Here is a 14,586-nt window from a genome sequence, read left to right as displayed (position 1 = left end):
TTATCGTGGATTACATTACTTACATACACTACTACTATTTATCTTTTAAACTTAACCATTCACAAATCGGGTCATATAGGGTGTCTATATTTCCTGCACCTACGGTGAGCAGAATGTCAAAATCTTTTTCTTTTATCTTTTCAAAGGCTTCCGTTAAAGTGGAGCCTTCTTTTTTATCCAGGGTTACTTTTTCCAGTAACCATGTTGAGGTAATCCCTTCAAAGTTTTCCTGAAGCTCTCTTGCCGGATAAATATCCAGTAAAATGAGTTCATCAGCATTGCTTAAACTTTCTGCAAAGCCATCAGCAAAATCTCTTGTTCTGCTGAATAAATGCGGCTGAAATGCAACCAGTAATTTTTTATCAGGGTAAAAGGTCTTGATGGAACCTACAACAGCATTGATCTCAGTCGGGTGGTGGGCATAATCATCAATATATATTTTACCGTTCTTATAAATATGTTTTGTATATCTTCTTTTAATTCCTTTGAAGCTGGCAATAGCCTTTTTCAGGGTGTCAAAATCCACTCCTAAATTATGCAGGATGGCTAATGCAACGGTTGCGTTTTCCACATTATGGATCCCCGGAATTTCCCAGACAAAATCTTTTACAGACTCACCGGGAGTATGAAAATCAAAATAGATCTTATCGTGATCCATACGCAGATTATCGGAGTAATAATCCGCTTTTTCGTTTACAGCATAAGTCTGATGGTCTCTTCCTATCTCAATACCTTTTCTTACAAAAAGTTTTTTATCTTCCGGAACCAGAGCGGCAAATTGACGGAACCCTTCTTCAATATGACTTTTGTCTCCGTAAATGTCCAGGTGATCTGCGTCGGTAGAGGTAATCACTGCCCAGTCCGGAGAAAGATTGAGAAAGCTTCTGTCGTATTCATCAGCTTCTACCACTGAGTATTCTGAACCGTTATATAAAAAATTGGATTTGAAATTTTCCGAAATACCTCCTAAAAAGCATGAAAATGGCAGGTCCGCTTCTTTACATAAATGGGAAACCAAGGTAGACGTTGTTGTTTTACCATGTGTTCCGGCTACGGCAATACAATCTGTATTTTCCGTAATTAATCCTAACACTTTTGCACGCTTTAAAATCTCAAAACCATGTTCATTGAAGTAATCAAGAATTCCAAGCTTCTTAATAGCCGGAGTATAAATTACTAAGGTGTTATCCTTTTGAAGCGTGGTTATTTGTTCATCGATGAGATCTTCAAAAACAATATCAATTCCTTCACTCATCAATTGTTGAGTAAGTTTGGTGTTGGTTTTATCATAACCTGAAACTTTTTTACCTGAAGCTTTAAAATAACGGGCAAGGGCACTCATGCCAATCCCGCCGATCCCCACAAAGTAAAAAGTATGATATGTTTCTAATAATTTCATCTTCTATTTTAGTTATTGATAATTGAATATCTTTTCTTTATCCAGTCCATACGAATCTCCCTGATACAAAAAGAATTCCATTACTGCATCTTCAAGGGTCTCATATGTAAATCCGTTGGTAATCCAGAAATAATATTTAAAACCGATTGAATTCTGACTTGGCAGATATTCTGCTTTTATCATTGCAAGCTTATTGATCTCGTTCAGCAGGGTATCAATTTTGTCTTTGCTTACCCCTTTATTCAGTAGGATATTTACATTAAGGTTAATGTATTTTTTCCCTGCATCCACATCCATAAAGAGTGTGGCTTTGTCTTTATTTCCTATTTTAATAAAAGTTTCCTCCTGCTCCAGGATATCATATCCTTTTCCTTTCAAATAGTTGCCCACTGCTGCAATTTTAAAGTCAGCGGGTTTTATCAGGGTTTGTGCCGTTACCCAGTGGGTAAAGAAGCAAATGAGCAATACTGTTAGTAATTTAGTTTTCATACTTTATAGTGTTGGTTATTGTAGCTTTATAAAAATTTCATCAACAATTTCCTTTGCAGCATTGGGTTTGGCAAAATATTCCAGGTTTTCAGACATCTCTTTTCTCATCGCTGCGCTGTCGCAAACCTCCATAAGCGTGTTCCAGAATTTTTCTTCCATTTCGGAATCTTTGACCATTTTTGCCGCATTCTTTTCAACCAGATTCAGTGCATTTTTGGTCTGATGATCCTCTGCCGCAAACGGGAAAGGAATCAATAAAACCGGTTTTTGTGCAACAGCCAGTTCTGAAATGGCAATAGCTCCTGCTCTTGAAACAATGATATCTGCTGCCGAGTATGCTTTCTCCATATCTTTTATAAACTCAAGAATCTGAATATTCTGGCTTTTCTTATCTTTTGTTTCTTCTATAATATCTTTATAATCGAGCTTTCCTGTCTGCCAGATCAGCTGATAATCTTTGTTGATGAGTTCATCAAAATGTGATCTCCATGCATTATTTAAAGTTCTGGAACCCAGTGATCCACCAACAGAAAGGATTGTCAGCTTTTCCTTATTTAATCCCATTTTTTCTTTTGCCTGAGAAGATTCTTCCATTCCCAGAATGATATTCTCGCGAATAGGATTACCTAAAAATTTGATCTTATCATCCGGAAACCCTTCTACTTTGGGGTAAGCAGTAAAAACAGCTTTTGCTTTCTTACTTAAAATTTTATTGGTTACCCCTGCATGTGCATTTTGTTCCTGAATAAAAATAGGGATTCCCAGCTTGCTTGCTTCATACAGAGCCGGTCCGCTGGCAAAGCCTCCTGTACCGATCGCAAAATCAGGAGCAAAACGCTTAATGATCTTTTTTGATCTGGATAAGCTTTTCAAGATCTTGAATGGTAATCCCAGATTAGATAACATGTTACCACGGTCAATTCCGGCAATGTCGATTCCTTCAATAGGGTAACCTGCCTGAGGAACTTTTTCCATTTCCATTTTTCCGTTGGCTCCGATAAACAAGAATTCTGTATCCGGAAATCTTTTCCTGATCTCGTCTGCAATAGCGATTGCAGGGAAGATATGTCCTCCTGTTCCACCACCGGATAATAATACTTTTAGTTTCTTGTTCATTTTTTCAATTTTGAAATAGCCTGACCATTAATATGATTTTAAGCAATATCATTTATTTCCGCAATACTCTGTTTTTTACCCATTCCTTCCTCATCATAAATCTGTATCCTTGAGCTTATATTTAAAATAATTCCCAACTGTAAATAGGTCACCAACATGGATGTTCCCCCATAACTTATTAAGGGCAGGGGTTGTCCGGTCACCGGAATCAGATTGATGGCTACGGCTATATTTACCGATAGCTGTATAAAGATCATGACACCGAGGCTGAGAACGAGCAAAGACCCGAAAAACGCAGGCATTTTACTGGCTATCATTACGATCCGTATCACCATGATCAGATACATACAGATAAGGAAAGCTGCTCCTATCAGTCCGTATTCCTCTACAATTACTGCAAATATAAAGTCGGAAGCAGATTGCGGAAGCATTTGCTTTAATGCACTTTTTCCAGGTCCCATTCCTGTAATTCCTCCATGTACTATTGCTGCTTTAGCCTGCATTACCTGGTAATTCTTGGCTTTTACGCTTTCATCATCCACATCGGCTGATTTTGCTTTACTGGAAGTGAAGGTTTCTACACGGCTCATCCATGTATGAACACGGTTTCCACCAATCAGATTGGTATTTAAAGCAATCAGTAAGAACAATACGATCGCAATAAATGAAGCCGAAATAAAACCTGCAATATATTTCCAGTGAAGCTGCCCGATAACTAATACAATAACAGATACCATCAGGATCATCAGAGCCGTAGATCCGTTATCTTTTGCTACTAAAACAAAAACAAGGAGAATAGGACCGAAGATGTACATAATGTTTTCTATCGGAAGTCTTTCCCGGGTTATCTTCTTGGTTAAATACCTGCACAAGTAAATAACTAACATAAGAAAAGCAAATGATGAAGGCTGAAAAGAAATCGGTGTTCCCGGAATCTTTAGCCATCTGGAGGCACTTGCTCCATCGATCGTTTGGCCGGTAAACATGGTGACAACCAGTAATATAATCATTAACCCCAGAAGTATACTGCTGAGTTTTCCAATGTATTCATATTTTACGGTTCCTACCAGTCTCATGATTCCCAAACCAAGGACTACAAAGAACATATGCTTGATAACGTGGCCTGTTGTGGTCCCGTTATTTACAATATATTCCAGATTCGAACTTGCAGAATATACAGGGAAAATAGAGAAAATGGAGATCACGAGAATGACCATCCAAAGTACTTTATCTCCCTTTAGAAATTCAAATCTGCTTTCTGTGTCCTGTTCGTTCATACTCTATTGTATCTTTAACTGTATTATGTAAAGTATTAACGATTCTTAGTTGTCAAATACATGAATACTTTACATCAATACATCAGTACATTTATTTTAATACTTGTTCTTTAAACTGTTTTCCTCTGTCTTCATAGCTTTTGAAAAGGTCAAAACTTGCACAGCAAGGAGAAAGTAAAACCGTTTCTCCGCTTTTAGCAATTGATTTTGATATTTTTACGGCCTCTTCCATGCTTGAAGTATCGTATATAAACTCCTTTTTGTCTTTAAAAAAATTAATAATTTTCTGATTATCAATTCCCAAGCAGACAATTGCTTTTACTTTTCTTTTGACAAGGTCCTCAATCTCCGTGTAATCATTTCCTTTATCCTGACCTCCCACAATCCAAATCGTAGGTGTTTTCATGCTTTCCAAAGCATAATAGGTCGCATTTACATTCGTTGCTTTACTGTCGTTGATGTATTTTACGCCATCAATTTCAGAAACAAACTCCAGCCTGTGTTCCACTGCCTGAAAAGTCATTAATGAATTTCTGATGCTTTCATTGTTGACATTCAGTATTTTACTTGCTATAGATGCTGCCAGACTGTTCGCTACATTATGATTTCCCAATAAAGAAAGCTCGTCAATTTTCATTGAAAATGTATCTTTTAGTTTTACCACAATACTGTCGTTATCTATAAAACCTCCCTCGGTCAATTTTTCTTTTGTTGAAAAAGGGATCATTTTTGCCTTTATTTCCAGCTTTTCAAGAATGGTTTTGCTCATTTCATCATCTTTGTTATAGATAAAGAAATTATCGTTTTCCTGATTTTCAGCTATTCTGAATTTTGCCATCGCATATTCTTCATAGTTGTAATTATACTGGTCCAGATGATCCTGTGATAAATTAAGCAATAATGAAATATATGGCCTGAAGTTCTGAATGTCATCCAGCTGGAATGAACTTACCTCCAGTACATAATATTCATGGTTTTCATCTGCTACCTGCTTTGCAAAACTGTAGCCGATGTTTCCTCCTAGACCTACTTTCAGTCCGTCATTTTTCAGGATATAATAGATCAATGAAGTGGTGGTGGTTTTTCCGTTGCTTCCTGTGATCGCAATGATTTTAGCATTGGTGAATTCTGAAGCGAATTCTATCTCGGAAGAAAGGCGGATTCCTTTCAGATGGATTTTATAAATGATATCCGCTTTTTTAGGAATTCCTGGGCTTTTTACAATCCAGTCTGCATTTAAAATCCTTTCCTCGTCATGATTTCCTTCTTCAAACTCAATATTGTTTTCAGTAAGAAACGCTTTATAGTTATCTTTAATAGTTCCTTTGTCTGAAAGAAATACCTCCAGACCCTTCTTTTTAGCTAAATAAGCAGCACCACAGCCACTCTCTCCACCTCCTAAAACAACTATTTTCATATTACCTTTTTTGTATTTATGTATTGGTGTACTTTATTTATGTGTTTAAAATCATGAATACGTTAATACATTTACTTTTATAGAGTTTTATCTCATTTTTAATGTAATCAGACATACTATAGCCAACATTACTCCTATGATAATCATCCTGTTAACGATTTTACTTTCATGGAAACCGTCTTTCTGATAATGATGGTGTAATGGAGACATTTTAAATAATCTGTTATTCTGGGCGTATTCCAGCCCGTATTTTTTCTTTCTGTATTTAAAAACAACCACCTGCAGCATTACAGATATGTTTTCTACCAGGAATATTCCGCATAAAACAGGAATCATTAATTCCTTTCTTAAAATAATAGCCAATACAGCAATTACTCCTCCCAGCATCAAACTCCCGGTATCTCCCATAAAAACCTGTGCCGGATAGGTATTATACCAGAAGAATCCGATCACAGCACCTACCATGGCAACTACAAAAATGGTGGTTTCACCCATATTGGGCAGGAACATAATATTGAGGTAATCCGCAAAAATGATGTTCCCTGAAATGTAGGCAAAGAATGCAAGGGTAAGGAGTATTACCGTACTCGTCCCTGCAGCCAGGCCGTCTATTCCATCCGTGATATTGGCTCCGTTGGAAACCGCTGTTACAATAAAGATGACAATCGGAATGAAAACAATCCACGCCCACTCATGAGCATCTTTATCACTCATCCAGAATAATATTCCACTGTAGTCAAATTCATTATTTTTCGCAAAGGGCACGGTAGAAACCGTAATTTTTTCTGTAGGCATAAAATTCTGCTCCACATTATTTCTGTTAACTACTTTTGCATCTGCATATTTTCTCTTTACCGTAATATCAGGATGGAAATACATTGTTACTCCGACAATTAACCCTAATCCCACCTGACCTACGATCTTGAATTTACCGCTAAGCCCGTCTTTATTTTTCTTTACTTTCTTTAAATAGTCATCTACAAATCCGATAGCACCCATCCATAAAACTGAAATTATCAGAAGGACGATGTATACATTGGTAATTCTTGTCAGGAGAAGAACCGGAATCATGGTGGCAAGGATAATAATGAGCCCTCCCATTGTCGGAGTTCCTTCTTTCTGCTTTTGCCCGTCAAGGCCAAGGTCGCGGACCAATTCGCCCATTTGCTTTGCTCTCAGGTAATTGATGATTCTTTTACCATACACAAGAGCAATAATCAGGGATAATAAGACCGCCATCCCTGCACGGAATGAGATGTACTTTAACATTCCAAGTCCGGGGATATGGATTCCATGATGGGTTAGATATTCGTATAAGTAGTATAACATGTTTTCCTATTGTTAATAAATGATAAGTGATGTTTGATGAATGATAAGATCAATAATAATTGATCATTTATCGATTATAAATTACTTGCTCATTAACTTCCACAGTTCTGTAATTACTTCTTTGTCATCAAAATGGTGTTTTACGCCATTAATCTCCTGATAGTTTTCGTGACCTTTTCCGGCTACTAAAACAATATCTTTGGGCTCTGCAAATTTAATCGCCATTTTTATGGCTTCTTTTCTATCGGGTATTGAAGTGTATTTGCTGAAGTTCTGAGGTTCAACACCTGCTTCAATTTCTTTTATAATTGCTGCCGGATCTTCTGTTCTCGGGTTATCTGAAGTGATAATTGCCAACGTGGATTTTTTCGTTGCAATGTTTCCCATTTCAGGTCTTTTGGAGTGGTCTCTGTCTCCCCCGCAACCGAAGACGGTAATCAGTCTTTCATTTTTTGTTCTGATATCATTAATACTGTCCAGAATATTTTCCAATGCATCCGGAGTGTGGGCATAATCGACGATGAAAAAAATGCCACCATCGGATTTGAAGGTTTCAAATCTTCCTGAGACTCTTTTCAGGGCGCTGATGGCCTGAAGGATTTCATTGGATTCAAAGCCGAGTTCAGATGCAATTCCAAATACCAATAGAAGATTATAGACATTGAATCTTCCCGTTAAGGTAGTCCAGAATTCCTTCCCGTTGAAGTTCAGGAGCATTCCGTTAAAATCAATTTCCAAAGCTTTTCCATGGTAATCTGCCATTGTTTTCAATGCATATGATCTTTTGGCAGCTTTGGTGTTCTGGAGCATTACATTCCCGTTTTTGTCATCAATATTGGTAATGGCAATAGCGGTATCAGGAAGCTCATCAAAGAACCTTTTTTTCGTTTTCAGATATTCCTCAAATGTTTTGTGATAATCCAGATGATCATGAGTAAGGTTTGTAAATCCTGCAACTTTGAAATGGAGTCCTTCAATTCTGTTTTGAGAAATTCCATGAGAACTTACTTCCATGAAAGCAAATTCGCAACCTGCTTCTACGGCCCTAGCTAAAACCTGATTGATCGTAATAATATCCGGGGTAGTATGTGTGGCCGGAATTATTTCGCTGCCTATTCTGATTTCAACAGTTGAAAGCAATGCAGATTCATAGCCCAGATTTTTGAAAACGTCAAAAAGCAATGTGGAAACAGATGTTTTTCCGTTGGTTCCGGTAACGCCGATGAGTTTCAGGTTTTGAGAAGGATTTCCATAAAAGTTTGAGGCCAGATGTCCCAGGGTTTTCGAAGAATCTTTTACTTTTACATAGGTAACATCCTTATTCAGCTGATCGGGCAATACTTCACAAACGATCGTTTTTGCTCCTTTTTCAATAGAAGATGCAATATATGAATGCCCATCTGCAACCGTTCCCTTTACTGCGATGTAAAGAGAATTTTCTGTAACCTTTCTGCTGTCGAATACCAGCTCCGAAACTTCACGGGTATTGTCGCCGTGAATTTCTAAGGTTGGGATTCTGTTTAATAATTCAATTAATTGCATTTCTCTGATGCTTATTTTTAATTCTGAAGAGATAAATAAATTCTCTGGTTCTTACTGATCGTAGTTCCCTCCAAAGGAAACTGTTCTTTTATTCTTCCTACTCCTTTGTAGTCTACACGGTATCCAAGGTTTTCCAGTTGTGGAATCACATTCTTACCGATTAATCCTACCACGTTAGGCATTTGTTTATCATTTACTGCTACTTTCACATTAGGCTCCACCATTTTATTAAGGTTTACCTTTTTGTCAACAAGCATTTCTTTTTCAATATTCTGAGGCGTCTTCAGGAATGTTTTTCCTGCAATTTCTTTAAAAACCGGGGCTGAAACAGTCGCTCCGTAAAATCCTTTTGCCGTATTCGGCTCACTGATCATTACATAACAGGTATACTTCGGATTATCAGCTGGATAGAATCCTGCAAAAGAGGCACGGTATTTCATCGGGCCCGGAAGCCAGTACTCAAATCTGGCGGTCCCTGTTTTTCCTGCCATTTTCAGATTCGGAGTGAAAATACTTCGTCCGGTTCCTTTTTCCACGGCTTTTGTCAAAGCATTGGTCATCATTTTAATTGCTTTCTCAGAAGCCATTTTGCTGACCATTACCTCCGGCTTGGCCTGATACATTATTTTACCATCCTTCATAATCTTATCGATGAATAAAGGCTTAAGCATTTTACCATTATTAGCAACCCCGTTGTAGAAAGTTGCTAATTGTAATAAGTTAATGTTCGAAGAATATCCAAAAGATATCGAAGCAAGTGTTGCTGCGTTCCATCTTTTATTTTGTGGAGTTACGATCTTAGGTTTTGTAATTCCCGGAAGTTCGATATCCATTTTATCAAATAATTTCCAGCGCTTAAGGTGATCAAGGAATATCTGTGGCTTATCGGCATAGTATTTCGTAATCAGTTTGGCGGTTCCTACGTTGCTGGATTTCGCAAGAACGTCACTGATGTCGTATGTCCCTCCTCCGTGGCCATCTGAAATTCTTTGCTTCGCATAGGTCCATACTCCGTTTCCTACATTTACCGTTGTGTTATCATCGATGAATCCGTCATCCATTGCTGCCAAAAGTGAAATGGTTTTGAAAGTTGAGCCGGGTTCGATATTATCTTTTAAAGCATAATTATAAGCATCTTCGTACTCTCCTGAATCTGTTCTTCGAAGGTTTACCATGGCACGAACCTTTCCGGTTCCTACTTCCATGACAATTACAGTACCGTGTTTTGCTTCAAAATTTACGAGCTGCTTCTCAAGAGCTGAGTGTGCAATGTCTTGAATTCTAAGGTCTAAGGTCGTATATACATCTTCTCCATCTACGGGTTCCTGAACCTTCCAGAAATCAATAGGCTTCCACTGCGAAGAATTGATTCTTTGTTCCAATCTTTTCCCGTCGGTGCCTGTCAGGTATTTTGAAAAAGCTCCTTCCAGACCGGATTTGTACTCACTGTTATCCATTCCGATGGTACCTGCACCAATTTCAGAAGTTGCGAGTTCTCTTTTATAATTTCTGTCTACGATAAACCCACCTTTATTCTTTCCTTTCTTAAAGATCGGGAAGTTTCTGATCCTGTCGTATTCATCAAAATCCAAGCCTCTGGCAAGTGTATAGTATTGATTTTTCTTTCTTTTCTGTTCGTCAAATTTCTGTCTGAATTCACTTCTTGGTTTTCCAAACATCTTGCTTAGTGAATCCGTTAATGCACCGATATTGTTACTGTAAACCGTATCCTTTATTGTTTTAAAATCAAGATAGATATCATAACGCATAACGGTAGTTGCGAGAATAGAGCCATCTGATGCAAATAAATTCCCTCTGGCAGCCTTTAAAGTGGCTTCACGATAGTTTTTATTGATGTAGTCGTCTTTAATTTCCTGAACATTAGTGTTTTGAAGGATAACGATTCTTGTTAAAAAAAGTACAAACACGCACAAAGCTACCACTGCGAAGAGGTAGCCCCACCTTAACGTTTTTTTACGTTTGTTATCGTATTCATTTTGCTTTTGCATCTGTACTATCCAATTTTATTAGCAGTTTATGAGGATGGTTTTCCAGTGTCATTAAAGAATCCCGTGCTACTTCTTTTCCGAGCTCTGATTCCATTTTTACCTTAATCAGCTTACTTTGGGCATAAGCGTTTCGGGATTTATATTCTTCTGTTTCTTCTTTTAAAGCATTTACAATTTTGATCTTTTTGTTCACCAGGTGATTGGTATAGATCATGGCCATCATCAGTACAAAAAGCAATAAGAAATACTTGTAATGTATTTTTATCTCATCACGATTGAGAAAATTCCCTTTTATAATGTCTATAAAAGTTAATCTCTTTTGTGGGCGATTTGTTGTTCTTTTAGCCAATTTATTATTGATAAATGATGGTTAATAATTGATAATAAGGGTGTTACTCCTTATTTCTAACCATTTATACTTTTATTCCTGTTCTCATTTTTGCACTTCTTGCTCTTGAATTTTCCTCAATCTCCTTATCATCAGGAATGATTGCCTTACTCTTCAGCAGTTCGAATGCCTTTTTATAATTTCCATAAATATCCCTCGTCGGTTCCCCCTCAAACATTCCGTTTTTAAGGAATCTTTTTACAAGACGGTCTTCCAGGGAGTGGTATGAAATAACCACCAGTCTTCCTTCCGTTTTTAAGATCTGATAAGCCTGAACGAGCATTTCTTTTAAAACCTCAAGCTCCTGGTTTACTTCGATTCTTATTGCCTGGAAAAGCTGTGCATAAAATTTATTAACCTTATGCGGGGGAAGATAGCTGAATAGTTTTTTCAGGTCTTCCGTTGTATTGATGATTTTACTTTTTCTGTGATGAACGATATCCCTCGCCAGTTTACGTGCTTCTCTCAATTCACCGTAGTAGTAAAATATGTCTGCCAGCTGCTCTTCTTCATATTCATTGATCACCCTTTTGGCATCCAGGCTCTGCATTACATTCATCCTCATATCCAGTGGGGCATCACTTCTGGTAGAAAACCCTCTTTCCGCTTCATCAAACTGATGCGATGATACTCCCAGATCCGCCAATATTCCATCTACCTGAGAAACTCCGTACATCAGTAAGGAATTTTCCAGGAACCTGAAATTCTGATTAATCAAGGTAAACCTCGGATCATCAATATTATTTTTAAGAGCGTCTAAGTCCTGATCAAAACTGAATAGCCTTCCTTTTTCCGAGAGCCTGCTCAGTATTTCTCTTGAATGACCTCCGCCACCAAAAGTACAGTCCACGTATGTTCCGTGTGGATTCGTAACCAAATCATCAACACTTTGCTTCAACAAAACGGGATTATGATACATGTTTTAATTTGTGTTTTGCGCCTTTTTAGCAGCGTAGTTATTCTTCATCGAAAGAGCCCATCACATCTTCAGCAAGGCTTGCAAAATCGGTTTCGTTGGTAGAGATCACTTTCTCGTAAGCTTCTTTATCCCAGATTTCAAATAATTCCCCGGCACTTGTGATCACAATATCTTTATGAAGATTTGCGAAGTGGGTAAGGTCTTTGGAAATCTGTAATCTTCCGGCGTTATCCAACTCTACAGTTTTTACTCCTGCTGTAAACATTCTTATGAAATCAGCATTCTTTTTAATGAATCTGTTTAGTTTATTAATTTTGCCCATCAGCTGATCCCATGCATTCATAGGATAAACTTCCAGGCAGGGTTGAAACACGGAGCGTTTGACTACAAAGGCTTTATCGTCAAAGTTCTCCATCTGCTTGATCAGCGATGCAGGAACTTTTAAGCGACCTTTGTCGTCTATTTTACACTCATATGTTCCAATGAAATTCTTCATTTGGGACAAATTTATATAATTATTTCCAAAACTTCCCACTTTTTCCCACTTTTTGACTCAATGTTAATAAGTTTTATCAAAGATTGAAGACCGCAGGGGTAAGTGGTTGATATTTTGGATATTGTAATTGGTGTTATTTTGCCCATAACAAAAAGGATGTTAAAAAAGATCGGCAAAAAGCCTTTATTATATTATTTTTATCTTAAATTAGGAATATCAAAATATTTTTGAGGTTTAATTTGTATTTTTGCAGGGCTTTATTAAGGCGTTTTATGATATTTAGTACAAAAAAAGAAAAGAAATATACTTTTGTAGAAGCGGGAGAAGGACATCCATTGGTGCTGTTGCACGGGTTAATGGGTGGTTTGAGTAATTTCGATAAGATGGTGAATTTTTTTTCGGAGAAAGGATTTAAGGTATATGTGCCTCAATTGCCAATCTATGATTTGCCGGTACTCAATACCAATCTTACTACTATCGCAAAATATATTATCAAGTTTATAGAGAGCCATATTTCGGAACCGGTAACTATTGTCGGGAATTCGATGGGCGGTCATGTCGGGCTTATCTTAGCTTTGGCAAGGCCTGATCTTGTAAAAAATCTTGTTTTAACGGGAAGTTCCGGATTATACGAAAGAACATTCGGGGACAGCTTTCCGAGAAAAAGTGACAGACAATATATAAGGAAGAAAACGGAGGAAGTTTTCTATGACCCTGCAGTCGCTACAGAGGATCTCGTGGACGAGGTTTTCGGTGTTGTTAATGACAGAATGAAAGGAATAAAAACCGTAATGCTTGCCAGAAGTGCTATCAAACACAACATGCTGAATGATCTCCCTAAAATTCTGACACCTACGTGTCTGATCTGGGGAAAGCAGGATAATGTAACACCTCCTGAGGTGGCAGAAGATATGCATAAGTTTATTCCTAATTCCGATCTGTACTGGATAGATAAATGCGGCCACGCAGCAATGATGGAAAAACCAGATGAATTCAATGAAATTCTTTACAGCTGGTTAAAAGATAAAGTATAAATAACTTAAACCATTAAGATAGCTCTTAATGGTTTGTTTTTCTTAAAATAATTCAAAAATGGTAATTAAAACAGCAGAATTTGTCAAAAGTAGCGGGAAATGGCAGGAATGCCCGGAGCCCAATATTCCCGAATATGCTTTTATAGGAAGATCAAATGTGGGTAAATCATCATTGATCAATGCGATGATGAATCATAAAGATCTGGCAAAAACTTCACAAACTCCGGGAAAAACACAGCTGATCAACCATTTTTTAGTCAATGAAAGCTGGTATCTTACCGATTTGCCGGGATACGGATATGCTAAAGTTTCAAAGGTCCAGAGAAAAGATTTTGAAAAACTGATCACCAATTATATCCTGAACAGAAGGAATCTGGTTAACCTTTTTGTTTTGGTGGATTCAAGACACACTCCTCAGAAAATCGATTTAGAGTTTATCCAATGGTGTGGAGAGAGCGGAGTTCCTTTTTCAATTGTTTTTACCAAAGCAGATAAACTGAAGCCTAATGTTGTTATAAAAAATGTGGAGGATTATAAAGCTGAACTTCACAAAACCTGGGAAGACCTGCCGGAACTGTATATTACTTCAGCAGAAAAGAAGGAAGGAGGCGACAAAATTCTGGATTTCATCCAGACCACCAATGAATTTTTAAAAAATAATAGCGTAAACTTTGATGAGTAATATAATCTGGAAAATAAAAACTTTTGATGAGTTCACCGTTCCTGAGCTTTATAAAGTTTTAAAGGCGCGTATTGATGTTTTTGTGATCGAACAAAACTGCCCTTATCCTGATCTGGATAATTATGACCAGAAGGGTATTCATATCTGGGCGGAGGAAGACGGTGAGATCCTTGCCTACTGCAGGGTTTTTGATAAAGGCATTAAATATGATGAAACTTCATTCGGAAGGGTACTGACTACTGAGAAAGCAAGAGGAAAAAGCTTAGGAAAACAATTGATAAGATATGCGGTTGAAACCATTGAAAACAGGTTTCATACATCGGAGATCAAAATCTCTGCACAGGATTACCTGTTGCGTTTCTATTCTGAGTTTGGTTTTATTGATACCGGGAAAAAATACCTGGAGGACGATATTCCGCATACGGAAATGATCAGAAAATAAAAAAGCGAAGATAAGTCTTCGCTTTTTTTGTGGTTATATGTTGAGTG

Annotated in this window: 14 protein-coding genes; 3 read left to right on the top strand and 11 right to left on the bottom strand. The window is 37.5% G+C overall.

Going from position 1 to position 14,586, the window contains the following annotated elements; all coding sequences use genetic code 11:
* Positions 1-34: 34 nt before the first annotated feature.
* From murC to mraZ, 11 genes are all read right to left on the bottom strand, one after another.
* Positions 35-1,399 carry a UDP-N-acetylmuramate--L-alanine ligase gene (murC, locus tag G9C87_RS12375; protein ID WP_172281547.1) on the bottom strand — a complete coding sequence of 455 codons (1,365 nt, stop codon included), beginning with the start codon at positions 1,397-1,399 and terminating at the stop codon, positions 35-37.
* A gap of 12 nt (positions 1,400-1,411) precedes the next feature.
* The gene (locus G9C87_RS12370; protein WP_172281545.1) at positions 1,412-1,888 is read right to left on the bottom strand and encodes a hypothetical protein; all 477 of its coding nucleotides are present in this window, start codon (positions 1,886-1,888) and stop codon (positions 1,412-1,414) included.
* Between the two features lie 15 nt (positions 1,889-1,903).
* Positions 1,904-3,004, bottom strand: a complete 1,101-nt coding sequence (murG, locus tag G9C87_RS12365) for an undecaprenyldiphospho-muramoylpentapeptide beta-N-acetylglucosaminyltransferase (protein WP_172281543.1) — start codon at positions 3,002-3,004, stop codon at positions 1,904-1,906.
* A gap of 38 nt (positions 3,005-3,042) precedes the next feature.
* Positions 3,043-4,281 carry an FtsW/RodA/SpoVE family cell cycle protein gene (locus G9C87_RS12360; RefSeq protein WP_172281542.1) on the bottom strand — a complete coding sequence of 413 codons (1,239 nt, stop codon included), beginning with the start codon at positions 4,279-4,281 and terminating at the stop codon, positions 3,043-3,045.
* A 91-nt stretch (positions 4,282-4,372) separates the two neighbouring features.
* Positions 4,373-5,698, bottom strand: coding sequence for a UDP-N-acetylmuramoyl-L-alanine--D-glutamate ligase (gene murD / locus G9C87_RS12355; RefSeq protein ID WP_172281540.1), 1,326 nt, complete (start codon positions 5,696-5,698; stop codon positions 4,373-4,375).
* An 87-nt stretch (positions 5,699-5,785) separates the two neighbouring features.
* Positions 5,786-7,027, bottom strand: coding sequence for a phospho-N-acetylmuramoyl-pentapeptide-transferase (mraY, locus tag G9C87_RS12350; protein WP_172281538.1), 1,242 nt, complete (start codon positions 7,025-7,027; stop codon positions 5,786-5,788).
* An 81-nt stretch (positions 7,028-7,108) separates the two neighbouring features.
* A complete protein-coding gene (locus tag G9C87_RS12345) occupies positions 7,109-8,569 on the bottom strand; it encodes a UDP-N-acetylmuramoyl-L-alanyl-D-glutamate--2,6-diaminopimelate ligase (protein ID WP_172281536.1) in 1,461 nt (486 codons plus the stop codon).
* Between the two features lie 17 nt (positions 8,570-8,586).
* Positions 8,587-10,578 carry a penicillin-binding transpeptidase domain-containing protein gene (locus G9C87_RS12340; protein WP_172281535.1) on the bottom strand — a complete coding sequence of 664 codons (1,992 nt, stop codon included), beginning with the start codon at positions 10,576-10,578 and terminating at the stop codon, positions 8,587-8,589.
* The gene (locus tag G9C87_RS12335) at positions 10,562-10,927 is read right to left on the bottom strand and encodes an FtsL-like putative cell division protein (RefSeq protein WP_002981890.1); all 366 of its coding nucleotides are present in this window, start codon (positions 10,925-10,927) and stop codon (positions 10,562-10,564) included. The genes G9C87_RS12340 and G9C87_RS12335 overlap by 17 nt, the downstream gene beginning before the upstream one ends.
* A 64-nt stretch (positions 10,928-10,991) precedes the next feature.
* Positions 10,992-11,885: a 16S rRNA (cytosine(1402)-N(4))-methyltransferase RsmH gene (gene rsmH / locus G9C87_RS12330; RefSeq protein ID WP_172281533.1), complete on the bottom strand. Its 894-nt coding sequence runs from the start codon at positions 11,883-11,885 to the stop codon at positions 10,992-10,994.
* A 37-nt stretch (positions 11,886-11,922) separates the two neighbouring features.
* Positions 11,923-12,381 carry a division/cell wall cluster transcriptional repressor MraZ gene (gene mraZ / locus G9C87_RS12325; protein WP_172281531.1) on the bottom strand — a complete coding sequence of 153 codons (459 nt, stop codon included), beginning with the start codon at positions 12,379-12,381 and terminating at the stop codon, positions 11,923-11,925.
* A gap of 272 nt (positions 12,382-12,653) precedes the next feature.
* Here mraZ and G9C87_RS12320 point away from each other — a divergent pair, with 272 nt between their 5' ends.
* The 3 genes from G9C87_RS12320 to G9C87_RS12310 are packed head-to-tail and all read left to right on the top strand — an operon-like array spanning position 12,654 to position 14,539.
* Entirely contained in the window at positions 12,654-13,415 is a 762-nt protein-coding gene (locus G9C87_RS12320) for an alpha/beta fold hydrolase (RefSeq protein ID WP_172281529.1), read from the top strand.
* A 58-nt stretch (positions 13,416-13,473) separates the two neighbouring features.
* Complete coding sequence (yihA, locus tag G9C87_RS12315) at positions 13,474-14,097, top strand: ribosome biogenesis GTP-binding protein YihA/YsxC (RefSeq protein WP_172281527.1); 624 nt, start codon at positions 13,474-13,476, stop codon at positions 14,095-14,097.
* Complete coding sequence (locus G9C87_RS12310; RefSeq protein WP_172281525.1) at positions 14,090-14,539, top strand: GNAT family N-acetyltransferase; 450 nt, start codon at positions 14,090-14,092, stop codon at positions 14,537-14,539. The genes yihA and G9C87_RS12310 overlap by 8 nt, the downstream gene beginning before the upstream one ends.
* Positions 14,540-14,586: the final 47 nt, after the last annotated feature.

This window comes from Chryseobacterium sp. LAM-KRS1, from assembly GCF_013184525.1.
Lineage (GTDB): Bacteria > Bacteroidota > Bacteroidia > Flavobacteriales > Weeksellaceae > Chryseobacterium > Chryseobacterium proteolyticum.
The sequence above is the reverse complement of the archived record's forward strand: the minus strand, read 5'-3'. Positions and strand labels throughout refer to the sequence as shown.